Annotated in this window: 20 protein-coding genes; 16 read left to right on the forward strand and 4 right to left on the reverse strand. The window is 76.9% G+C overall.

Annotated features, from left to right (window positions below):
* Together PATMI_RS34880 and PATMI_RS37980 are read right to left on the reverse strand one after the other, a co-directional pair.
* On the reverse strand, positions 1–913 hold a 913-nt coding region (locus tag PATMI_RS34880), incomplete at its 3' end, for a sensor histidine kinase (protein ID WP_211241748.1).
* Positions 910–2,082, reverse strand: coding sequence for a PspC domain-containing protein (locus PATMI_RS37980; RefSeq protein WP_036726040.1), 1,173 nt, complete (start codon positions 2,080–2,082; stop codon positions 910–912). The genes PATMI_RS37980 and PATMI_RS34880, both read right to left, overlap by 4 nt.
* 192 nt (positions 2,083–2,274) lie before the next feature.
* On the opposite strand from PATMI_RS37980, the gene PATMI_RS0117125 reads away from it, so the two are divergent.
* The 7 genes from PATMI_RS0117125 (at position 2,275) to PATMI_RS0117155 (ending at position 11,239) form a co-directional block, all read left to right on the forward strand.
* The gene (locus PATMI_RS0117125) at positions 2,275–3,561 is read left to right on the forward strand and encodes a hypothetical protein (RefSeq protein WP_026911759.1); all 1,287 of its coding nucleotides are present in this window, start codon (positions 2,275–2,277) and stop codon (positions 3,559–3,561) included.
* Between the two features lie 84 nt (positions 3,562–3,645).
* On the forward strand, positions 3,646–5,322 hold the full coding sequence (locus PATMI_RS31085; protein ID WP_051471907.1) for a glycerol-3-phosphate dehydrogenase/oxidase: 1,677 nt from the start codon (positions 3,646–3,648) through the stop codon (positions 5,320–5,322).
* 74 nt (positions 5,323–5,396) lie between these two features.
* Positions 5,397–6,854, forward strand: coding sequence for an RNA polymerase sigma factor (locus PATMI_RS0117135; protein WP_026911760.1), 1,458 nt, complete (start codon positions 5,397–5,399; stop codon positions 6,852–6,854).
* Positions 6,851–7,627: a RibD family protein gene (locus PATMI_RS31090; protein WP_051471909.1), complete on the forward strand. Its 777-nt coding sequence runs from the start codon at positions 6,851–6,853 to the stop codon at positions 7,625–7,627. Before PATMI_RS0117135 ends, PATMI_RS31090 begins: the two co-directional genes overlap by 4 nt.
* Positions 7,627–8,586, forward strand: coding sequence for a dihydropteroate synthase (folP, locus tag PATMI_RS31095; protein WP_084270026.1), 960 nt, complete (start codon positions 7,627–7,629; stop codon positions 8,584–8,586). The genes PATMI_RS31090 and folP overlap by 1 nt, the downstream gene beginning before the upstream one ends.
* 191 nt (positions 8,587–8,777) lie before the next feature.
* Positions 8,778–9,464 (forward strand): transaldolase family protein, encoded by a 687-nt coding sequence (locus PATMI_RS0117150; protein WP_026911761.1) that lies wholly within the window; start codon positions 8,778–8,780, stop codon positions 9,462–9,464.
* A gap of 398 nt (positions 9,465–9,862) precedes the next feature.
* Positions 9,863–11,239, forward strand: a complete 1,377-nt coding sequence (locus PATMI_RS0117155; RefSeq protein WP_026911762.1) for a transcription termination factor Rho — start codon at positions 9,863–9,865, stop codon at positions 11,237–11,239.
* A gap of 295 nt (positions 11,240–11,534) precedes the next feature.
* Here PATMI_RS0117155 and PATMI_RS0117160 read toward each other — a convergent pair whose 3' ends face one another.
* A complete protein-coding gene (locus PATMI_RS0117160) occupies positions 11,535–12,011 on the reverse strand; it encodes a hypothetical protein (RefSeq protein ID WP_026911763.1) in 477 nt (158 codons plus the stop codon).
* Positions 12,012–12,347: 336 nt separating this feature from the next.
* Between PATMI_RS0117160 and xseA the strand changes: the two genes are divergently transcribed.
* The 9 genes from xseA (at position 12,348) to PATMI_RS0117205 (ending at position 21,416) form a co-directional block, all read left to right on the forward strand.
* Positions 12,348–13,832: an exodeoxyribonuclease VII large subunit gene (xseA, locus tag PATMI_RS0117165; RefSeq protein ID WP_026911764.1), complete on the forward strand. Its 1,485-nt coding sequence runs from the start codon at positions 12,348–12,350 to the stop codon at positions 13,830–13,832.
* Entirely contained in the window at positions 13,829–14,287 is a 459-nt protein-coding gene (locus tag PATMI_RS0117170; protein ID WP_026911765.1) for an exodeoxyribonuclease VII small subunit, read from the forward strand. The genes xseA and PATMI_RS0117170 overlap by 4 nt, the downstream gene beginning before the upstream one ends.
* A 137-nt stretch (positions 14,288–14,424) precedes the next feature.
* Complete coding sequence (locus PATMI_RS0117175; protein ID WP_026911766.1) at positions 14,425–16,263, forward strand: FUSC family protein; 1,839 nt, start codon at positions 14,425–14,427, stop codon at positions 16,261–16,263.
* Between the two features lie 102 nt (positions 16,264–16,365).
* Positions 16,366–17,118 (forward strand): response regulator transcription factor, encoded by a 753-nt coding sequence (locus tag PATMI_RS31100; RefSeq protein WP_051471910.1) that lies wholly within the window; start codon positions 16,366–16,368, stop codon positions 17,116–17,118.
* Positions 17,115–17,849, forward strand: a complete 735-nt coding sequence (locus PATMI_RS0117185) for an ATP-binding protein (RefSeq protein WP_026911767.1) — start codon at positions 17,115–17,117, stop codon at positions 17,847–17,849. The genes PATMI_RS31100 and PATMI_RS0117185 overlap by 4 nt, the downstream gene beginning before the upstream one ends.
* Positions 17,846–18,529 carry a Flp pilus assembly protein CpaB gene (gene cpaB / locus PATMI_RS0117190; protein WP_026911768.1) on the forward strand — a complete coding sequence of 228 codons (684 nt, stop codon included), beginning with the start codon at positions 17,846–17,848 and terminating at the stop codon, positions 18,527–18,529. The genes PATMI_RS0117185 and cpaB overlap by 4 nt, the downstream gene beginning before the upstream one ends.
* Positions 18,526–19,737 (forward strand): TadA family conjugal transfer-associated ATPase, encoded by a 1,212-nt coding sequence (locus PATMI_RS31105; RefSeq protein ID WP_084270027.1) that lies wholly within the window; start codon positions 18,526–18,528, stop codon positions 19,735–19,737. The genes cpaB and PATMI_RS31105 overlap by 4 nt, the downstream gene beginning before the upstream one ends.
* Positions 19,734–20,558: a type II secretion system F family protein gene (locus PATMI_RS34890; protein WP_026911769.1), complete on the forward strand. Its 825-nt coding sequence runs from the start codon at positions 19,734–19,736 to the stop codon at positions 20,556–20,558. The genes PATMI_RS31105 and PATMI_RS34890 overlap by 4 nt, the downstream gene beginning before the upstream one ends.
* A 273-nt stretch (positions 20,559–20,831) precedes the next feature.
* Positions 20,832–21,416, forward strand: coding sequence for a type II secretion system F family protein (locus tag PATMI_RS0117205; protein ID WP_026911770.1), 585 nt, complete (start codon positions 20,832–20,834; stop codon positions 21,414–21,416).
* Positions 21,417–21,443: 27 nt separating this feature from the next.
* On the opposite strand, the gene PATMI_RS0117210 is transcribed toward PATMI_RS0117205, so the two are convergent.
* Positions 21,444–23,273: hypothetical protein (locus PATMI_RS0117210; RefSeq protein ID WP_026911771.1), on the reverse strand; the 1,830-nt coding region annotated here is incomplete at its 5' end.

Here is a 23,273-nt window from a genome sequence, read left to right on the forward strand (position 1 = left end):
CGGCGGCGCGCAGGGCGGCCATCAGCTCGTCGTCCGGGCGCTCGCTCCGGCCCGAGAGCCAGGTGCGCAGCTCGCGCTCCTGCCGACGCGCGAGGCCGGCGACCTCGCGCGGGTCGTCGCTGCGGCGCTGGATCAGCGCCAGGGTCTGCAGCACCGAGTCGTGCAGGTGGGCGGCGACCTCCGCGCGCTCGTCGCCGCGGATCCGCTCGGACCGCTCGGCCTGGGCGCGGCGGGCGGAGCGCCGCCAGAACGGGGCGACGACGACGCCGATCGCGGCGGTCGCGACGAGCAGCTGGACGACGCCGTTGCGGCTGGCGTCCAGCGCACCGAGCGACGAGAGCGCGACGAGCGCCCCGAGCACCACGAGGCCGATGCCGCTGGCGAGCAGCAGGCCGTCGGTCGGCGCACCTGGTCGCCGGGCACCCGGGTGGCGGCCGAGCATCCGCTGCCAGCCCGTCGCCGGGCGGTCGCCGCCGTCGGCCGGCAGCTCGGCGGTCTGCGCCCAGAGGACGAACCCGCCGGCGCCGAGCAGCACGAGCGCCCAGAAGCTGACCCCCAGGAGCGACCGGACGACGAGGAGGCCGACGATCACCCCGACGATCAGGAGGACGGCGCCGGCGACGGTGCGCCGGCCGCCGGTCGGCGCACCGGTCAGCGTCGTGGTCGTGCGGGCGCGGGCCACGGCCCGCACCATCCGGCGCTCCCGGCGGCGCTCGATCCCGAGGACCACGCGCGCGGCCAGCACGCTCACGACGAGCAGCGCGCACGCGACGCCGAGGGCGCCGCGGGTGGCGTCGACGTCCGAGAGCTCCGTCGCGATCAGCCCGGCACCGACCAGCCCGCAGCAGAACGCCGCGAGCAGGACCAGCGGGAGCGAGCGCCCGCCGGGGGCCGGTCCGTCCGGGACGCTCACCGGCGTCGCTGCTCCCGGTCCTGGTCGCGGCACGCCGAGGTGCGGACGACGTCGTCGCTGCGGCTGAGGATGCCGCGGCCCATCGGGCCGGGGCCGTCGATCGCGCCGCGGGAGTGCGCGACGGCGAGGTGGCCGACGCCGACGCGGAGATCGAGCTCCACCCGGGGCCGACGGTCGTCGCCGCTGCGCGGCGGGTCGATCCGGATCGTCCGGCCCTGCTCGGACCCGAGCCAGGTGCGGGTCCCGGCGTCGTCGTCGAGGACGTCGGACGCCCCGGTGACGCCGATCTCGGTCCGGACCGTCCACGCGACGCAGCGGGTGCGGGGCAGGACGACGCCGAGCTGCCCGACGTCGAGACGGGCGGGGACGACGGCGCGGTCGCCGTCGCGGAGGGGGAGGTCGCGCAGGTCGACGATCAGCTGCCCCATCCCGAGGCGGTACCCGTCCTCGGCGCCGGCGACCGTGCCCGGCCGCGCGGTCCGCTCGCCGACGGAGCGGTCGATGTCGACGTCGGCGACGACGGCCGCGGTCGCCGGGACGGCGAGCGCCAGCGCGAGGACGAGGAGCGCCCCGGTGGTCCGGCGGCTGCGCGCGGAGACCACGAGCAGCGTCCCGAGCAGCAGCAGCGCGACGGCGGCCGGCCAGGCGCCCAGGAAGGCGGTGACGCCGAAGCTCGCGGCGGCGATCGCGCAGAGGGCGAAGAAGGCGGCGATCGCGACCGCGAGCCCGACGAGCAGCCGGAGCACGCCGCCGGCGGCCGACACGGCCGGGCCGCTCGTGCGGGCCGGGGCCGCCGACCCGGCCGGCTCGGCGGGGATCAGGACCGCCGCGGCCAGGTAGAAGAGCACCCCGGCGCCGCCGATCAGCAGGCTCGCGAGGAACGCCAGGCGGACGAGCAGCGGCTCGAACCCGTACCGCGCTGCGATCCCGCCGCAGACCCCGAAGAGCATGCGGTCGGATCCCGAGCGCGTCAGGCCCTCGACGGGCGGTGGGTCCGCCGGGGCGGGCTCGCCCACGGGATCGGCGACGTCCGGGCCGGGCGCCGTCGGTCGCGCGTGCACCGCGGTCGGGTCGTCGGCGCCGGCGGGCGCGTCGCCGGCCGGGCGGTCCGCGTCGTCGCGGGGGCGCTCGTGGCCGGGGTCGTCGGGGTCGGTCGAATCGGTGCTCATGGGCGTGGATCCAGGGTGCCCGGCGGGTGCTCCGGTGCCTATGGGGGATGCCCCGGGCCGACCCCGGGTCCGTCCCGGGGTGGCACGGCCCGCGCCCCGGGGCGGGAGGGCGCTCCGAGTCTGACGCGTGCCGCGGCGCGTCGGGGGCCTCCGGCGTCGCGGCCCGCGACACGCTGGCGTATCGTCGCGCCGATGGCACGCCGTCGATCACGCAGCCGCAGCCGATCACGCCTGCGGTGGATCCGCCGCGCGGGGGCCGGTGCCGCGGCCACGGCGTCGATCCTCGGGCCCGCCCACATCGGGGGCCTGCCCGCGGGCGACCCGACGCTCCCGCGCGTGGTCTGGAGCATGAACCCGTCGGCCGAGTTCGCGGACGGGCGCCTGACCGCGAAGGACGATCCGGGCCTCCTCGCGATCTCCCGGCTCGGCGTCGACGAGCTCCGCTGGGGCGCGTCGTGGGCGGCGGCGGACCCGACGGGCCGGGCCGCCCACGGCGCCACGCCGTGGGACTGGAAGGTGCTCGACGGGGACGTCGAGACCGCCGCCCGCGCGGGCCTGCGGTGGGCGCCGTTCGTCTGCTACCCGCCGGCGGCGGTGTCCCGGACGCCGTTCGCGCCGTGCGGCGGCCCGACGACGGACCACGAGGGGTACGCGCGGTTCACGGCGGCGCTCGCGACGCGGTACGGCCCGGGCGGGGCCTTCTGGCGCGACCATCCGCGCCTGCCGCAGCGCCCGCTGCGCGCGGTCACGGTGTGGAACGAGCCGAACCTCCTCTCCGTGTGGCCGACGGCGCTCGGGCAGCAGGAGATGCCGGAGGAGTACGCGGCGCTCTACGCCCGGACCCGCGACGCCGTCCGGGCGGCCGTCGGAGCCCGCGTCCGCGTGAACTTCGCCCCGCCGGCACCGGTCGACGACGGACGCGCCCGCGCGTCCGAGTACGGCGAGCAGCTGTTCGTGCGGCGCGCGGTGGCGGCGCTCCGGGGCGGGCCGGTCGACGCGTTCGAGCAGCACCCGTACATCGCCGACGTCACGGCCGACGATCCGGCGCGCCACACGCTGGCACGCGTCGCGTCGTTCCGGGCGATGCTCCGCCAGATCGGGCGCGGCGACGTCCCGATGGAGCTCTCCGAGATCGGCGTGGCGTCGTCCTACGCCTTCCTCGGCGACCCCGCCGCCCGGCCGGAGGCGAACGTCCGCCTCAGCGAGGACCAGCGCGCCCGGTACTACCGCGAGGTCATCCCCGCGCTGGCGTCGTCGAACTGCCGGATCGCGTCGATCTCGCCGCTCTTCTTCTCCGCCCCGCCCCCGAACGAGATCCCGTCGTCGCCGGGGGAGGCCGGGGTCGCCTACCTCGCGCAGACGTTCGCGATCGCCGACGCGCCCGGCACCCTCCGCCCGGCCGGCAAGGAGTTCCGGACGGCGGTGGCGATGGCGCGGATGGGCCGCACGCCCCCGGGCAGCACGCGCCTCTGCGGCTAGTGCACCCGGCGCGGCGTCCGCACCCGGCGGGCGCCGTGTGACGTCTGCGACTCGGCGGACGGCGTGCGCTGCCATGCTCCGGGGGTGCTCGAGCGCGCGGACGCCCTGAAGGCCCTCTCCGAGGAGGTGTTCGACGTCGTGGTGGTCGGCGGCGGCGTGACGGGGGCCGGCGTGGCCCTCGACGCGGCGTCGCGCGGCTACTCCGTCGCCCTCGTCGAGCGGTCGGACTACTCGTCGGGGACGTCGAGCCGGTCGTCGAAGCTCGTCCACGGCGGGCTGCGCTACCTGGCGTCGTTCGACATCGGCCTCGTCCGCGAGGCGCTGCTTGAGCGCCAGATCAACGCGCGCCTGGCCCCGCACCTCGTCACGCCGCTGCCGCTCGTCGTCGCCACGACGTCCGACCACCGCCCGGACCGCATGACCGGCGTCGGCCTCAACCTCTACGACGCGCTCGCGCTCGACCACCGGCGCGGTCGCGGCCGTGGTCGCGGCCGCGACATGACCGACGCCGAGCGCGGCTGGAGCCCCGACCGGCACCGCACGCTCGACCCGCACGAGGTCATCGAGCACGTCCCGGCGCTCGACGGCCAGGACGTCAAGAGCGGCTTCCTCTTCTACGACTGCCAGACGGACGACAGCCGCCTGGTCCTGACGATCCTGCAGGAGGCCGAGCGCTTCGGCGCGGTCCCCGTCAACCGGATCGAGGTCCTGGGGCTGCTCGAACGCGACGGGCTGGCCGAGGGCGTCACCGTCCGCGACCGCGAGACCGGCGCCGAGTTCCCGGTCCGCGCGCACAACGTCGTCAACGCGACGGGCGTCTGGGCGGACCGCCTGCGGCCGGCCGAGCTCCACGACGAGGCCGAGGTCCCCGTCATCCGGCCGTCGCGCGGGACCCACATCACGCTGCCGAGCGAGCTGCTGCCGCTGCGCTCCGGCGCGATCGTGCCGTCGGGCGGCGGGCGCTTCATGTTCGCGCTGCCCTGGCTCGGTCGGACGCTCGTGGGCACCACCGACAACGAGATCGACGAGCGCGACCTCGACCACGTCCGTGCCCCCGAGGACGACGTCGACTACATCCTGAAGGGCATCAACGCGTTCTTCGGCACGTCACTGGGGTCGGGCGACGTCCAGGGCGCCTACGCCGGCGTGCGGCCGCTGATCGCGACGGGCGACCCGAAGCGCTCGGTCGACATCTCCCGGCGCGCCGAGCTGTACGAGACCTCGTCGGGGATGCTCACGATCACCGGCGGCAAGCTCACGACCTGGCGGCGGATGGCGAAGTCGACCGTCGACCGCCTGACCGAGCGCGACGGCCGCGACGCGCCGTGCCGGACGCAGAAGACGCCGCTCGGCCAGCCGATCGACCCGCTGCGGCTCCCGCACGTGCCCGGGACCTCCCCGGACGGGCGTGCGCACCTCGCCGCGCGCTACGGCAGCGTCGCGCGCGACATCCTCCAGCTCGCCGAGCAGCGGCCGGAGCTCGCGCGCCCCGTCGTCCAAGACGGACCGGTCGACCTGCTCGCCGAGACGGTCCACGCGGCGCGCACCGAGCACGCCCGGTCGCTCGGGGACGTGCTGCTGCGCCGCACGCGGCTCGGGCTCACCGCCGCGCGCGGGCTGCTGGCCGACGACGCGAAGGTCGCCCGCGAGGTCGCGGAGCTGATCGCGCCCGACATGGGATGGGACGCCGCGGGCGTCACGTCGGCCGTCGACGCGTTCCGCGAGGAGGCGACGCTGGAGGGCCTCGTCCCCGGCGCGTGAGCCGCCTGCAGGACGTCCGTGCACCGGCCGCGGCGAGCGGCGACCGCACGACGCCCTAGGATCAACGCAGATCGATGTCGAGTGAGCACGGAATCCCCCCGAGCGCCGCACCGGACGACACCGCCACGCGGTTCGACCGCGCAGGCGAATCCGCCTACAACCTCGCGCTGCGCGTCACCGGCAGTCCGGGGGCGGCGTGGCACGCCACGGTCGCGACCTTCTCGGCCGTCGCCGAGCGGATCCCGTCGGGCGCCCCCGACGGCGTCGCGGAGCAGGACCTCCTGCTCATGGGCTGCTGGCACGCCCGCTCGCTGCTCACCCAGGTCGCGTCGAGCCCGGAGTACGCCGCGCAGCTGCGGCAGCACGACGAGGCCGCGCTCGCCGCGGCGCCGCTGCGGGCTCCGGTCGTGGCGGCCAACGGCGCGCTGCCGGTCGACCAGCGCGAGGTCCTCGCCCTCCGCGGGCTGAGCGATCTCGGGCACGCCGAGCTCTCCGCCCTGCTGCGCGTCGACGCCGGCCTGCTGGCGACGATGCTCGCGCAGTCGCGCTTCATGCTGCAGGACGCCCTGAAGGGCGGCGACCTCGGCACCACGGCGACGGCCGACCCGGAGGACCGCCACGCGCTCGCCCTCGCGGCGCTGCGTCAGGACGGGCAGCTCCGCGGGCCGGAGGGCCGGGAGCGCCTGGCCGCATGGCTGCAGGCGTCCGACCGGAACGGTGAGCTCGTCGCCGCGCTGGAGGAGGCCGGGCTGGCCTACCGGGCGTGGTCGCCCGACCCCGTCCCCGCCGGCCTGCGGGACGCCGTGGTCGCCGCCGCGGCCACGGTCCAGCTGCCCCCGCCGATCGTCGCGGCGCCGCCGGCCGAGCCGGCACCCGCGGAGCCCGCACCGGCCGCCGCCACCGACCCGGAGCCCGCGGACGTCCCGGGCCCCAGGACGCCCGAGCCGCCGGCGGCGACCCCGACCCCGCCCGTCGCGGCCGCGGACGACGACGACCCCGTCGAGGTCACGCTGAAGTCGTCCACCCCGGGCCCGGTCGCGCCGCGCGGCGCCGGAGCCGCGCCGCCCGCCGACCCGGGTGCGACGGTCGAGTGGTCGTCCACCGACGTCGCGGCGCTCGGGCTCGAGGGCGCGAACGTCCGCCGGGAGCCCGCGCGGCAGACGGGGTCGGTGCAGGCCGTCGACCCCGACGAGAGCGGCTCCGAGGAGGAGTGGGACGACGCCTGGGACAACGGCGAGCAGTCCGGCGACCTCTTCCAGGCGGTCGACCGCGCCGGCCGCGCGCCGCGCTGGCAGATCGTGCTCGTCGGGATCCTGCTCGTCGCCGTGATCGTCGCGCTGATCGTCGCCCTCACCGGCGGCGACGACCCGACCCCCGAGTCGACGACCCAGGACGACAGCCCGACCCCGACGACCTCGACGTCGAAGCGGTCGACGACGCGCACGACGAAGGACACGAGCGCGGTGCCGTCCGGTCGGGTCGTCGCGCAGTTCTCGACCCCGGGCGCGACCGTCCGCATCGTGCGCGGGTGACCACGCCGGTCTTCCGCGCCTGCGCGTCCGCGGGCCCCGACCTGGGGGCCGAGGCCGTGATCGACGCGGTGGTCGCCGATCCGTCCGACCCCGCGGCCCGCTCCGTCGGCGCGGGACGCCCGCGGACGATCGGCGTGATGGTGCAGAGCGCCGACGGCCACGCCGCCGTCGACGGCCGCTCCGGTGCCCTGGGCGGACCGGAGGACCGCGCGGTCTTCCGCGGGCTCCGCGCCCGCGCGGACGCCCTCCTCGTCGGCGCCGGCACGCTGAACGCCGAGCGCTACTCGACGACGCTGGACCCGCCGCACCGGGCCTCGCGCCTGGCCGACGGCCTGCCCGCCGAGCCGCTCCTGGCGACGATCACGCGCGGCTTCTCGCTCGACGAGGACCTGCCGCTCCTGCACGAGGAGCTCACGCGGGCGGTCGTCTACACCGAGACCGAGCCGCCGTTCCGGGTCGACGCCGAGCGGATCGACGTCGTCCGCCTGCCGGAGGCCTCGCCGGCCGCGGCGCTGGCGGACCTCGGCGCCCGCGGGGTGCGGACCGTGAACTGCGAGGGCGGCCCCGGCCTGCTCGCCGCGCTCGTCCGCGCCGGCGTCCTCGACGAGCTGCTGATCACCCTGTCGCCGCTCCTGGTGGGCGGCGAGGACCCCCTCACGATGCTGCACGGCGACCTCGGTCCCGACGGCCCCCGGCGCCTGGCGCTGCGGGGCGTCTGGCGCGGGAGCGACGTGCTGTTCCTCCACTACCACCTGACACAGGGGAGCCTTTGATGTCCGACGAGCTGATCCTCCGGCTACGCGACCAGACCCTCACCCTGAAGGCCGGCCGCCCGGCGCTCATGGGGATCGTCAACTGCGGCCCGGACTCGTTCTCCGACCGCACGCGCCTGGAGTCCGTCGAGGCACGGGTCGCGCACGGCATCCGGCTCGCCGACCACGGCGCCGAGATCATCGACGTCGGCGGCGAGTCCGGCGTCACCCACACGCCCGTCACCACCGCGAAGGAGGAGTGCGAGCGGGTCGTCCCGGTCGTGCGCCGCCTCGTCGACGCCGGGCTGATCGTGTCCGTCGACACCTGGAAGCCGGAGGTCGCCGAGGCCGTCCTCGACGCCGGCGCCCACCTCATCAACGACGTCTCCGGGCTCTACCACGCGCGCCTGGCCAGCGTGGTCGCCGCCCGCGGCGCCGGGATCATCCTCATGCACACCCGGGCGGACCCGAAGACGGAGTACTTCCCCGACTACGGCAGCCGCGTCGTCGACGACGTGCGCCGCGTCCTCGGCAGCCTCCGCGAGCGCGCGCTGCAGGCCGGCGTCCGCTCCGACTCGATCATCCTGGACCCGGGCCCCGACTTCGCGAAGATGCCGGCCGAGACCGTCGAGGTCCTGCGGGACCTGCCGACGCTCGCCGTCCACGGCCACCCGATCCTCCTCGCGGTCTCCCGCAAGTACTTCGTCGGCACGATCATCCACCGCGAGCCCGACAAGCGGCTCGCCGGCACCCTCGCCGCCCTCGGCTGGTGCGCGGAGCGCGCGAGGTTCTCGATCGCCCGCATGCACGACGTCCGCGAGGCCGCCGACTACCTCCGCGTCCGCGACGTCATGGACGGCCGCTCCCCGATGCCGTCGATCGACCGCGGCGACGTGAAGCTCCAGTGGCTGCACGACGCCGAGGACGACGAGGACGACCCGGGCGACGAGGGCGGCTCGCGGGAGCCCGCCAAGCGCTAGCGGAGAACGGGGCGGGCCCCGCCCCGCTGAGGCGATCCCCGCCCGCCCGGGGCGCGCGTCGGACTGCGGCGGGGTTCGGCGCACCCCCAGGTCCGGGTTCCGGACGCGCGGCACGGTGTCCTCCGGGTGGGGCCGGGTACCCTTCGCGGTACGCCCTGCATCACCACCACACCTCCTGGGAGTGCCCCCGCATGAAGCTGTTCATCGACACCGGATCCGTCGCCGAGGTCGAGGAGATCGCCCAGTGGGGCATCCTCGCCGGCGCCACGACCAACCCGTCGCTGCTCGCCAAGGCCGAGGGCGACGCCGGTGAGGCCATCAAGAAGATCGCCGAGATCGTCCAGGGCCCGACGTCGGCCGAGGTCGTCTCCGAGGACCCGGGCCGCATGGTCGAGGAGGGCATCGCCGTCCGCGAGCTCCACGAGCACGTGATCGTCAAGGTCCCGTTCGGCCCCGCCGGCCTGCAGGCCACCGCGAAGCTCCGCGAGCTCGGCCACCCGGTCAACATGACCCTGGTCTTCAGCGCGGCACAGGCGATCCTCGCCGCCGAGGCCGGCGCCACCTACATCTCGAGCTTCCTCGGTCGCCTCGACGACATCGGCATCGACTCGATCGCCACCCTCCACGACGTCGTCGAGGCCGTCGCCGAGAACTCCACCGGCGCCCAGGTCCTCGCGGCCTCGCTCCGCAACCCGCTGCACGCCATCAAGGCCGCGCAGGTCGGCGCCGACATCTCGACGGTCCCGTACAAGGTCCTGAAGCAGATGCTGAACCACCCCCTGACGACGTCGGGCAACGACCAGTTCGCGAAGGACTGGGCGAGCAAGCCGGAGCTCCAGGTCTGGATGGACGGGCTCGTCGACGCGTCCAAGAAGTAGGGCCGTCGGCGGCGCCTCCCGCCGCGGCGGGCAGGTCGGGTGGCTCCTGCGGCGGGACGGCGCCCCCGGCCGTCGCCGGTCACGCGGTCCGCGGTTCGGTGCGGCGGTGCGTGTCGGATTGCGTACCTCGGCGGTACCGACGTCGACGCGGATCCCCCGATCGTCGCGCGCCCCGCGTCCGCGGCACGCGACCGTCGCGCATCGCGCGGCGGGGGTCGGCGTTCCTGCCTGCTAATCGAACGGTTCCCGGCGCACCCCGCCGCGGTCCGCGGACTCGCGATCGGGATCCGGGGGGCGACGCGCGGGGTCCCGGACGTTCACTAGGGTGAGGCGCAGTCGCCGGCCGCTGCGCACAACGCGGTCGGGCGCCAACCGACGAAACACCCGAAGGAGCACCCATGACCGTCCTCACACGCGACGTCCTGGAGTCCAGCACGCTGGCCGACCTGCACGCCCTCGCCGGCGAGCTCGCCGTCGACGGCTTCCGCAAGCTGCGCCGCGAGGCGCTCGTGGACACCATCATCGAGCGTCGCGGCGGATCCGCCGACGACGACCAGGACGACGACGACCGCGGCTCGCGGTCCGGCCGTCGCCGTCGCCGCGGCGGACGCCGCGACGACGAGCAGTCCTCCGACAACGGCTCGAGCGACGTCGTGTCGCTGACCGACGAGGACGAGGACGACGACCGTCCCCGCCGTCGCCGTCGCCGCGGTGGCGACGAGGACGCGCAGTCCGACGGCGGCCGCGAGCGCGGCGGCCGGAACGATCGCGGTGGCCGTGGCTCCCGCGACGACCGTGACGAGCGCGGCGGCCGGGGTGGCCGCGACGACCGCGACGAGCGCGGTGGACGCGGTCGCGACGACCGCGGCCAGGGCGAGGAGACGGGCGAGACCGTCGAGGGCGTCGTCGCGATCGGCCAGAGCGGCTCCGCGATGCTGAAGGCGAAGGACGGCAGCGAGGTCTACGTCTCCGCCGGCCAGGTCCGCCGCTGCGAGCTCGTCGACGGCGACACCGTCTCCGGCCCGACCCGGTCCGCCCGCCGCAGCGAGCGGTTCCCGTCGCTCGTGCGCGTCGAGACGATCAACGGCAAGGACCCGGAGGAGACCTCCACCGGCACGAAGTTCGAGGAGCTCGCCGTCGTGCGGCCCACCGAGCTCCTCGCCGTCGAGAGCGACGACCCGACGGTCGCCGCGATCGCCTACCTGACCCCGCTCGGCCGCGGTTCCCGCGCCGTCATCTCCGGTGGGCACGCCGCCGGCAAGTCGGAGGCCCTGCGCCGTCTCGGCGTCGCGCTGACCGCGGTCGACGGCCTCGAGCTGCTGCCGGTCCTGGCCGGCGTCCGCCCGGAGGAGCTCGCCGACTGGAACGACTCGGGCCTGACGCCCGCCGTGGCGCTCGACCTGTCGGTCGGCCCGGACACCCGCGCGAAGGCGATCGACGAGGTCGTCGACCGCGGGCGCCGGATCGCCGCCCGCGGCGGCCACGCCGTGCTGCTGGTCGACACGCTCGACGGCCTGGGGGAGGGCGCGGCCCGCCGCATCCTCGCCTCCGCCCGCAAGCTCAAGGACGGCGGGTCGCTGACGATCATCGCCACCCGGGAGGCCCCGGTCGGCGGCGAGAGCACCGTCATCACGCTCGACGCCGCGCTGACGTCGACCGCGCGCTTCCCGGCGCTCGACCTCGCGGCCTCCGGCACGCTGCGCCCCGACCTCCTGGTCGGCGACGCGGGCGCGGCGACCATCGCCGCAGCCCGCGCCGAGCTGCGGGCGGCGTGACGCGCACGTAGACGCTTCGGATCTCGGCACGCGGCGAGCTCGGCAGTGCGATTGCACAGCTCTCGCACGCCGCGCGCCGACCTCCTCGGTCGACGTGCACCTCACATCCACCCGCGGCGCCGTCCGGGCTCGTCCTGAACGACGAAGGGCCCCTCTCGAGGGGCCCTTCGTCGTCGGTGGGGCGTCGCCGGCGGATCCGGCGTCGTCCTGGTCCCGGGCTGCGGGTGCGCCGAGCCCTGTCGCGTACCGGCACGATCGGTACCCGAGACGCTCGGGGCGGGGCCCGCTCGTGCTCCTACCGGCGGTCGTCGACCGGCGAGTAGGAGACCTGGAACCAGGACGGCGCCGGGGCCAGCTCGACTGGTTCGTCGCCGCGGGCGGGCTGCACGTACTCGAAGCGCTGCAGGTCGTCGTCGTACCGCACGTCGAGCTCGCCCTCCTTCACGCGCTGGTCCATCCACGCGCCCCGGAACACCAGGCGGCGCATCCAGTGGACGAGCGAGCGCTCGGCGTGGCCCGAGAGCTCGGTCCAGCACTCGTTGACGTGCTCGCCCAGGCGGGAGACGGGGTGGGCGACCTCTCCGGAGACGGTGAGCTCGACGAGATCGTCGACCTCGTCGCGGTCGAGGCGGTCGTGCACGAACCCCAGCCGGGACGCGGCCTGCTCGCAGCGCTCCGAGAAGTCGCGCTCGTTGAAGGTGAACCGGAGATCTCCGTACTCGAGGACGAAGTCCTCGCCGGAGTCGTAGTTCCCGTGATTGATGGAATCCATGAAGCTCTCTGGACGCGGTGGGGCCGACGACAGGCAGAGCCCGGCCCACACGACAGATGAAGGGTCCCGGGGCGCACGGCGGCAACCGCGCTCCAGGACGTGCTCGGCATCCTAGACAGGGGGTCCTCGCACGGACGACCTCTGGGTTCGATGTTGCACCCGGCCGGATGCGCTATGCGTGGGGGAGCGCACGGGTCGACGGCCCGGCCGACCCGTGCCGATCGCCCGACGTGAGGCCGCGAACCCGCGCCGCGGAGTGCTGATCCGGCGGACGCGGGGTTCCGACATCGGCCGTCCCGGCGCCCCGGCCGCCGCACCACGTACGCTCGGACGGCGATGCCGGAGGTCCCCACAGACGCGACGACCACGGCCCCGATCGGGGTCGCGGACTACGCGTCCCGGATCGGACGCGCGCTGCGCGAGGCCGGTCCCGCGGTCGTCGAGGGCGAGGTCCAGCGGCCCAAGCAGGGCGGGCGCGGCGTCTGGTGGTTCGACCTCACGGACGGCGAGAACGTCCTGCCGTGCTCCTACCTGCCGTGGCTGACCCGCTCGAAGGGCCCGACCCACGCCCCGAAGCACGGGGACCGCGTGCGGATCCGGGTCCGCCACACCGAGTTCTGGGGCGGCGGGGGCCGGCTGCGGGTCGTGGTCGACGACGTCGAGGCCGCGGGGGAGGGCGAGCTGCTCCGCGCCCGCGCCGCCCTGATCGAGCGGCTGACGCTGGAGGGGCTGTGCGACCCCGGCACGTTCCCGCCGCTGCCGCGGTTCCCGCGCGGCGTGGGCCTGATCTCCGGGAAGGACTCCGACGCGCTGCACGACGTGGTCCGGGGCCTCGGCGACCGCTTCCCCGCCGTGCCCGTGATCACCGCGGTCTGCCGCGTGCAGGGCGCCGCCGCCCCGCGCGAGGTCGTCGACCGGCTCGCACGCCTCGACGCCGATCCGCGGGTGGACGTCATCGTCGTCGCCCGCGGCGGCGGCTCCGTGCAGGACCTCGCCTGCTTCGACGACGAGCGCCTGTGCCGGGCGATCCGCGCGATCGCGACGCCGGTCCTCACGGCGATCGGGCACACGGAGAACAACCCGGTCTGCAACCACGTCACGCACGCGGCGTTCGTCCCGCGGCACGCCGCCGAGCGCGTCGTCCCCGACCGTCGCGAGCTCCTGCGCGAGGTCGGCCACGCCGGCGCCGCGCTGGATCGTGGCCTCCGCCGGCCCGCCGAGCTCCTGCGCACCCTCGACGCCGCGGCGGCCGGCCTCCACGACCGCGGGCGGCTCGACGGCCACCGCGCGGCGGTCGGGGCCGCCGGGCGCGCCGTCGACGCCCGGACCGAGCGCTTCCTGCGCACGACCCACGCCGCGCTCGAGGACGCAGCCCGCGGCCTCGAGCGCGCACCCGAGCGCATCCGCGCCCACGCCGCAACGGTCCGGCACGGGCTGGACGCCCGCCCGGTCGCCACGCTCGCCCGGCACGCGACCGACGCGCTGCGCCGCGAGGTCGACGCCCACGCCCGGCTCCTGGACGCCGCCGACCCGCGCCGGCGCGGGTGGATCGCGGCGCAGGACGCCGACGGGCGACCGGTGCGGTGGGCCGCGGACCTGCGGACCGGGGACGTCCTGACCCTCCAGCTCGCCGACGGCACCGCCGACGCGACCGTCGGGGCCGTCCGTCCGGACGACGGCGACGGTCGCACCGGCGCCGCGCCCGCCGTCGCCACCCCGCCGGCGGCCGACCCGCCCGAGCCCCGTGCGCCTGCACCGGTGTTGCCCGCATCGGGCCCGGCCGCACGACGCCCCACCCCGACCCCCGAGGACCCCGCATGAGCACCGACGCCGACACCACCGTCGAGCTGCCGTTCGGCGCCGCGTACGACCGCCTGCAGGAGGTCGCCGCGGAGCTCGGCGCCGACGCCACGATGGCCCCCGAGCGCCTGATCGCCCTGCTCCGCGAGGGGAAGGGCCTCGAGCGGGCGCTCCGCGACCACCTCGAGCGCGTCGAGCAGGAGGTCCGCGCCATCGAGGACGGCGACGGCGCGGTGCCGTTCCGGATCGCCGGTGCATCGGCGCCCTCCGGGCCCGCGCACGCGACGCCGGCGCCCGCCACGCCTGTTCCCGGTCCGGCAGGGCCCGCTGCCGCAGGACCCGACGCCGGATCCGTCGCGTCGCCCGACCCCGCCGCACCGGCGACGGTCCCGCCCGCCACGACCCCCGAGCCCGCACCGCGCCCGCCGGCCCCGCCGACGCTCGGCTTCGGCGACGACGACGACATCCCGTTCTGAGCCACGAGCTCCCAGCGGACGCGGCGCCCGCGGGCGCCGCCGGTCCGTCGACGCCCGTCGCGCGGGTCGCGCTCCGGCGCGCCGGGTCCGTCGTCCGCGCGGCCTGGGCGGCGCGCGCCGTCTCCGCGCGGATCGGGGTGGCGTTCGGTGTGCCGCTGGCGATCGCGGTCGCCCTCGGGCACGCGCACGAGGGCGCGGTCGCGACGCAGGGCGCGTTCGCGGCGGTCTACGCGCGCGACGAGCCGTACCGGCGGCGCCTGGCCGTGATGGTCGGCGTCGGACTGGCGCTGACCCTCGTCGTGTCCGCGGGCACGCTCGTCTCGTCGCTGCCGGTCGCGATCGCGGTGGGCGCCGGGCTCGTCGCGGGCCTCGGGTCGCTGCTCGGCTCGGCGTGGGACGTCGGCCGTCCGCGGGAGTTCATCCTCGTCCTCGCCTTCCTGGCGGCCACGCAGTACCCAGGCGGCGCGGACGACGTGCCGCTCCGGGCGGCGCTCGTCCTCGGCGGCGCGGCGACGGTCACGGCGATCGCGATGGCCGGCGCGCTCCGGCGGCCCCGCGGGCCCGAGGAGCGGGCGCTGCAGGCGCTGTGGGGGCGGATCGCCGACCTGCTCGACGCCGTCGGCGGCCCGGGCGCCGCCGAGGCGCGCCACGACGCGCTGGTCGCGGTCGAGGAGGCCCGGACCGTGCTCGTCCGCGCCGGACACCGTCGCGGGGACGGCGACCGGCTGTTCGGCATCGCGCTGGGGTCCGAGGGCGTCCTCGACGCGGCGCTCGGCCTCGTGCTGCGCGACAGCCCGTCGCTGGACCCCGGCTGGGCCGCCGCGGCCCGCACCATCCGGGACTCCGTGCGCGACCCCGCGGCCGCCCGGGACCTCGGGCTCCCCGCGGAGCCGCCCGCCGCCGTCCACGGCGACCGGTTCGCCCGGATGATGGCCCGCGCGGTCGCCGCGGCCGATCCCGCGATGGCGCTCCAGTCGACCCTCGTTCCGTTCGGCCGGAAGCGCCGCCGTCCGCCGCTGTCGGCCCTGCGCCGCGTGCTGCACCCGGGCTCGCTGGTGCTGCCGACCGCCGCGCGGACGGGGATCGCGGTGGCCGCGGGCACCGCGATCGGCCTGACGATGGATCCGCAGCGCGGCATCTGGGTCGGTCTGACCACCGCCGCGGTGCTGCAGGCCAGCAACGTCACGCTGACCGCGCAGCGGACGTTCCAGCGCGCCGGCGGCACCGTGCTCGGCGTCGGGCTCGCGGCCCTCGTCCTCGCGTTCGACCCGGCCGCCGGCGTGATCGTCCTCGCGCTGATGCTGTTCCAGACCCTCATGCAGACGACGATCCAGTCGGCGTACGGGGTCGCCACGTTCTTCGCGACGCCGCTCGCGCTCCTGATCGTCGATCTCGGTCGCCCGGGGACGCCCGCCGGCTCGCTCGTCGGGGCCCGGATCGTCGACACGCTGATCGGCTGCGCCGTCGGCCTGCTCGCGCGCCGGCTGCTCTGGCCGCGGACCGCGGCGACGCGCCTGGCCGCGGCGCAGGGCGCGGCGATCGAGGCCGCGCGTGGCGTGCTGCACGCCGCGCTGACGCGGTCGGAGCAGCAGAGCGGCCACCGCGTCCGCCGGTCCCGACGGAGCCTCCACACCGCGCTCCTGAACCTCCGCGCGGTGCAGCAGGACGCGGTCGGCGACCTCCTGTTCTCGGGACATGTGGCCGACGAGCGCTGGCGCACGACGTCCGCCGTCGAGCGGCTCTCGTACGCGGCGATGGCCGTGGGTGCCCCCGAGGACCGCGTCCTACCCGCACGCGCGGAACTGCCGCGCCTGGACGCCGCGCTGGGCGCGCTGGCGGCGATCGCCGAGGGGCACCGGCCCGCCGCGTTCGTCCCGGTCCCGCCGATCGAGGGGCACCCGGCGACCCACCGGGCGCTGCTCGAGCTGCGGGACGTGCTCCGCGGGGAGGACCGCGGGGCCGCGCAGGCCGGCTGAGGCCGGCGGTCCGACGGGTCCGGCACAGCTCCGTCGCGATCCGATGCGATTCCGGTGCGAACAGCGGGGGCGAAGACCGACGCGCCGGCGGGTCTCCAGTCCATGCCGTCGACTTCCCCCGATTCCCCCCTGCTGATCGTCGAGGACGACGATCTGACCCGTGCCTTCCTCGTGGAGCACCTCGCCGCCGACGGGTACGACCCGCTCGCCGCCGCGACGCTCGGGGAGGCCCTGGACCACCTCCAGATGGTCTCCCCGGCCCTGATCCTGTCGGACCTGACGCTGCCGGACGGCTCGGGGCTCGACCTCGTCGCCCACGTCCGGGCCGCCGACGGCATCGTCTCCCGCGTCGACCCGTCGACCCCGGTGGTGCTGCTGACCGGGCGCGGCGCCGAGATGGACCGCGTCCGAGGCTTCGAGCGCGGTGCCGACGACTACGTGGTCAAGCCGTTCTCGTACGCCGAGCTGCGGCTCCGGATCGCCGGGCTCCTGCGCCGGGTCGAGCGGCGCCCGGAGGCCGGGGTGGTCCGGGTCGGGTCGCTGGTCGTCGATCCGTCGCGGCGGTCGGTGACGGTGCAGGGCGAGCCCGTGCGGCTGACGCAGAAGGAGTACGCGCTCCTCCTGACCCTGGTCCGGGAGCCGACGCGCGTCTTCCCGAAGGACGAGCTGCTCGAGACGGTGTGGGGCTTCCGCTCACCGGGCGTCACGCGCACGATCGACTCCCACGCCTGCCGGCTCCGGCGCAAGCTCGGCGGGGCGGGCGACGAGTTCGTCGTCAACGTCTGGGGCGTCGGCTACCGCCTCGTCGACGCCGCCCCGGCCGCGGCCGGCCTCCCGGGTCGGGTGGCGGCATGACCAGCCCGCTGCTCCTCGCCGGCTGGCTGCTGGCGGTCGCCGCGGCGAGCCTCCTGCTGATGGCGCGTCGGACCGCGCACCGGCGGACCGAGCTCGTCGTCCGCGCCTGCCACGAGCTCCGTGGTCCGCTGCAGAACGTGATGCTGGCGCTCGGCGCCGTCGAGGCCGGACGACCGGAGACCGCTCGCCGGCCGCCGCTCGCGGCGCTGGCGGTCGAGCTGACCCGCGCGAGCCGCGCCGTCGACGACCTCGGGGCCGCCACCACCGGCCGTCGTGGTCGAGGCGAGCTCCGGCGCATCGACCTCGGGCCCCTCGTGCGCGACCTCGTCGCGGTCCACGACCTGGCGGCCCGCTCCCGCGGGCGCCGGGTCGAGCTCGTCCCTCCGACGGAGGACGGCGCCACGACCGTGGTCGGCGACCGCGCCCGCCTGACCCAGGCGATCGGCAACCTCGTCCAGAACGCCGTCGAGCACGGGGAGGGCACGGTCCGGGTGGGGGTCGCCCGCGACGCGGGCCACGTCCACGTCGAGGTCGCGGACGAGGGACAGGGCCTGCGGGTCCCGGTCGAGCTGCTCGTCCGTGGCCCCCGTCGCGGACAGCGCGGCCGCGGGATGCGGATCGTGACGGAGGCCCTCGGCGACCACGGCGGTCGCCTGCGATGCGCGCCGTCGGCCCAGGGAGCCCGGCTCGTCGCCGAGCTCCCGGCGCACGGACCGCGAGCGGCGACGTGATCGGTCGTCGCCGCCGCGCCGCGCTGCTGCTCGGCCTGGCGATCGTGCTCGGAGCCCTCGCGGCCGGCGACGTCGGGCGCCGTGAACGGGCCCTGGCGGCGGGCCTCGGCCCCACCGTCCCCGTGGTCGTCGCCAAGAAGGGCCTCGAACCCGACCGCGCGGTGCGGGCGGACGACCTCACCGTCCGGCACGTCCCGGCGCGCTACGCGCCGGCGGACCGCGTCGCCGCCGCGCGCGAGGTCGTCGGGGTGCGCCCGCGCGTCGCCGTCGCCCCCGGCGTGGACCTGTCCGTGCCGATGCTCGACGACGGGGGCGGGCCGCAGCTGCGGCCCGGGGAGCGGATCGCCGACATCGTCGCGATCGGGGACGACGAGCTCGTCCGTCCCGGCACCCGCGTCGACCTGCTCGTCACGCGCGACGACCAGCAGGGGCCCGGATCGACCCGCCTGGCGCTGGAGAACGCCGAGGTCCTGACGGTCGGCGACGCACCGGCGTCCGGGGAGGACGGTGGCGGGGGCCGCATCAGCATCGCGCTGCGCGTCACCGTCAAGCAGGCCGTCTACCTGGCCGCGGCCCAGAACTTCGCGAGCGAGCTCCGCGTCCTGCCCCGTGCGCCCGACGACGACGGACGGGGCGCCGCGGGCACGACCGCCGGCTCGAGCCTGAAGGGGGCGCAGTGAGCGTCCACCGCGAGATCGCCGCCGACCTCCACGGCCGACTGGTGGCCTTGGCGGCCGCGCCCGCCGAGGGCGGCGTCAGCCCGAGCCCGGAGGAGCTGCTGGAGCGGGTGCTGCGCCGCGATGCGCCGCTGCTCCCGCCGGAGGACCGCGACGAGGTCCGGCGCCTGCTGCTCGAGCGGACGGTCGGACTGGGACCGCTCGAGTCGCTGTTCGACGACGACGAGATCGACGAGATCATGATCTCCGGCACCCGCCCGGTCTGGGTCGAGCGCCGGGGCCGGATCGAGGAGACGAGCGTCGCGTTCGTGGACGAGCACGAGCTGCTCCACGCGATCGAGCGGATGCTCGCCGGCGCGGGCCGCCGCGTCGACCGTGCGGACCCGCTCTGCGACGCCCGGCTGCCCGACGGGTCGAGAGTGCACGTCGCCCTGCCGCCGCTGGCGGTCGACGGCCCCGCGGTCACGATCCGGCGGTTCCGCGCGCGCCGGTGGACGCCCGACGAGCTCGTGCGGCACGGCACGTGGTCGCCGGCCGTCGCGGCGCTCGTCGCGGAGGCGGTCGCCGAGCGCCGGTCGATCCTCGTCTCGGGCGGCACGGGGGCGGGCAAGACGACGACGCTGGGCGCCGTCGCGTCGCTGCTCGATCCCGCGGAGCGCATCGTCACCGTCGAGGACACCGCGGAGCTCCGGCTCGGCCAGCCGCACGTCGTCCGGCTCGAGGCCCGGCCGCCCCGCACCGACGGCCGCGGCGGCATCACGATCCGCGAGCTCGTCCGCAACGCCCTGCGAATGCGCCCCGACCGGATCGTCGTCGGCGAGGTCCGCGGGGCGGAGGCGCTCGACATGGTCCTCGCGATGACGACCGGCCACGACGGCTCGCTGTCGACGATCCACGCGCGCTCCCCCGACGCGGCGCTCCGGCGCCTGGAGACGCTCTGCCTGATGGCGGACGTCGGGCTGCCGCACGTCGCGGTGGCGCGGATGGTCGGCGATGCCGTCGGCCTCGTGCTCCAGCAGACCCGGGCGGCGGACGGGCACCGCAGCGTCACCGCCGCGGCGCAGGTGCGCTCCGTCCAGGACGGATGGGAGCTCCGGCCCGTGGACCTCGACGGACCGACGGACCCCGACGCGGGCGGGGCGAGAGCCACATCGGGCGCGGGCGCGCGACCGGTGCCCGGCCATCCCGGGGACGCGGAGCGGGGCGCATGACCGGCGCGTTCGCCGCGGCCGGGGCCGCCGGCGTCCTGACGGCGGTCGCCCTGGTGGACCTCGGGCCCGACATCAGCACCGCCGCCCGCCGTGCGCGGGCGCGGCTCCGGCCCGCGGCCGACGACGGCGCACCCGCGTGGAACCGGGTCGTTCCGGTCTCGATCGCGACCGGCCTCGTCCTGCTCGTCGCCGGCGTCCCGACGCTCGCGCTCGTCGTGGGGATCGGGCCGGCGGTGCTCCAGGGGGTCGACCGCGCCCGGCGGGTCCGGCGCCGTCGCGCGATCGCCGTCGGGGCGCCCCTGGTCGCGCGGGCGATCGCGGACGCCCTGGACGCCGGTCACGGCGTCCGACGGTCGATCGGGGAGGCGTCCCGCTCGTCCGGCCTCGGAGGCCCCGCGGCCGACGAGCTCCGCCGGCTGGCCGCCCGGCTCGAGACCGGCGACCCGCTCGCGTCCGCCCTGGACGCCTGGCGGGCGCGCACCGACGAACCCGCCCACCGGACGATCGTGGCCGGGCTCCTGCTGCACGGCGAGGCCGGCGGGGAGCTCGCCGACGTCCTGCGCGACCAGGCCGAGGCGCTCGAGCGCGCACGGCGGGCGACGGCCGAGGCGGAGAGCGCGATCGTCCAGTCGCGGACCGCAGCACGCATCGTCGGCGGCATCCCGGCCCTCGCGATGGTCGCCGCCGTGACGTTCGCGCCCGGCGTCGTCCGGCAGGTGACCGGCACGCCGCTCGGGGCGATGCTCGTGGTCGCGGCGATCCTGCTGCAGGTGACGGCGATGGTCGCCGTGCGGCGCCTGACGACGGGGCTCTCGCGATGATCGCCTCGGCCGTGGCGGGCGTCGCCGGCGCGACCGCCGGCTTCGCCCTGGCCGACCTCCTGCTGCTGCGCGCCGACCGCCGGGCCGCACGCCCGGTCGACGACGGTCCCGACGTGACGCCCCGGGGCCTCGGCGTGCTCGGCATGTTCCTGGCGCTCGCCCGGCGGGTCGGGCCGCGCCCCGGCCGCCGGCTGCCGCGCGTCGCGGGACGCCGCCGCCCGCCTCGACGCCGCGGGGCTGTCGCCACGGATCACCGCGGCGGACCTCGGTGCGGTGCGCGGTGCGGCGTTCGTGCTCGGGATCGCGGTGGCGATCGTGCTGCTGCCGGTGCTGGGGGCGGGAGCGGTCGTGCTCGCCGTCGCGGTCCCGGGGCTGCTCGTGCTGCTCCCCGACGTCCTCGTCTCCCGCCGGATCCGCCTGCGCGGGACGGTGATGCTCGTCGAGCTGCCGGACGTCGTCGACCTGCTGCGGATCGCGCTGCGCAGCGGCCGGTCGGTGCCCGAGACGCTCGCGCGCGTCGGCGCGCACCACCCCGGCGCCGTGGGGGCGGAGCTGCGGCGCGCGGCGGCGGAGATGCGGATCGGCGTCCCGACGGACCGGGCCCTCGTGGGACTCGGCCGGCGGTGTCCGGCGGAGGGCGCGGCCGAGGTCGTCGCCCTGTTGCTCCGGACCCATCGCCACGGCGGGTCGGCGTCCGCGGGGCTCCAGGCGCTCGCCGAGGACCTCCGTGCCCGTCGGGCCCGCGCGGCGATCGACCGCGCGTCCCGCGCAGCGCCGAAGATCCAGCTCGTCGTCGCGCTCCTGCTCGTCCCGGCCGCGATGCTCCTGATCGCCGCCGCGCTGCTGCAGATGCGATGAGGCGCCCCGGTCGGGCGCCCGCCGCCACTACGGCGTCTTCGGTGCCGCCTGCTTCGCCTTCGGCGTCCCGTCGTACTGCACGACGAAGCTGCCCCGCCACGTCGACGCACCCGTCGACTCCTTCGACGCCGTCGCGAGCTTCACGCGGCCCAGCACGTCCGTGATCTTCGCGAGGCCGCCACCGCCGAGGAACGAGCCCAGGCCGCCCGCCCCGGAACCGTGCTTCGAGGCCCCGCCCTTCGCCGACCCGCCGCCGAACAGCGCGCCCAGGCCGCCGCCACCGCCACCGCCCAGCAGCGGCCCGAGGGTGCTCAGCAGGTCCGTGAGCGGCTTCGGCTGCAGGACGAACGACGGGGCAGCGCCGCCCAGGGCCTCCTGCGCCTGCGCGTAGAGCGGGTCCGACGAGAACCGCTTGCCGTCGGTCGCCAGCGCCTTCGTCACCGACTCGGCGCCCAGTCCGATCGCCAGCCGGTCGCCCTGGACCCCCGCCGCGAGCTGCAGCGGCAGGCCGGGAAGCCCGATCACGACTCCCGACGAGGCGCCCGGGATCGACGTCGGCTTCGCGGACAGGCCCGTCTTCCCGCCGATGCCGCCCAGCGCATCACCGAGCTGCTTCAGGAGGACGCTCGCACCGGCCTCGTCCTTCGCCCGGACCACCGCGGCGGCGCGCGCGTCGAACACGCTCTTCCCCTGCACGCCACCCGAGACGAGCTGCACGCCCTCCAGCGCCTTGCGCAGCTCCGACGGGAACGACACGCCGAACCGCTTCGCGAGACCGTCCAGGACGTTCGACCCACCGCCGGCGGCGAGCCCGCCCGTGCCGCCCGCGAACGCGGCCCACGAGCCGGCGGGCAGCGCGGCGACGGCGTCCGACGCCGCCTTCAGGTCCGCGGTGCTGCTCCTGCCGGTGCCGCCGGAGCGCACGACGAGGGTCCCCGGCCTCAGCTCCAGCGCGATCGCGGTCGTCGCATCGGACGCCGGGAGCCGGAGCCGGAAGCCGGACAGGCCCTTCGCCGAGCGCCGGCCCGCGCCCTGGAGGCGCGAGCGCAGGTCCTTCGGGAGCGCGCCGAGCGCCTCCGCCCGGGCCTTCGACGATCCACCGAGCCGCGCGTGGCGCGAGACGACCTGCGTCACCGCGGCGTTCAGCGCCGGAGCCTGCTGGAGGTCGACCCATGCGACGCCGACCGGGTCGGTCGTGCGCAGCTGGTCCAGGGCGCCGGTGAACCGCGGGTTGCCGGCCAGGTCCGCGCCTCCGGCGGCGGCGATCACGGCCCGGACGGCGGGCTCGGTGCCGATCGCGGCGACCCGGTCGCCGATCCAGACGGCGCGATCGCCCTGCAGGCGGATCGTCTGCCCGCCGACGTCGACCGTCCGGCCGCCGGTGCCGACCGCCTTCCGGAGTGCGGCGGCGTCCTTCACCTCTGCGACGAGGCCGCCGTCGACGGTCTTCGCCGCCGTGGTCGTGCCGGGCTTCGCCGGGTCCCCGCCGAGGAGGAACGCGGCGGCGTGGTCGCCGAGGTGGGGGAGGACGTCCTTCCGCAGCGTCACGCCCTTCGGGAGCAGGGAGTCGTGGCCGAGCCGCAGCCGCTTCGCCAGCTCGCCGCCGCGGCCGGCGGAGCCGACCAGGCCCATCAGCTGGTCGACGGCGGCCTTCGCGTCGCCGCCGGGGCGGATCGTGGCCTCGGCGTACGCGGCCGAGGCGGCGGGGACGTCGTCGGCCAGGATGGGCCTCGGCGGGCCGCCCGTCGCCGTCGCGGCCGCGTTCGTCGTGGACGGATCGTCCGAGCCGCAGCCCGTCGCGGCGACGGTCGCGGCCGCCAGCAGGGCGACGGACGTCAGGCGCCGCGCCCGCGCGAG

Source organism: Patulibacter minatonensis DSM 18081 (assembly GCF_000519325.1).
Taxonomy (GTDB): Bacteria; Actinomycetota; Thermoleophilia; order Solirubrobacterales; family Solirubrobacteraceae; genus Patulibacter; species Patulibacter minatonensis.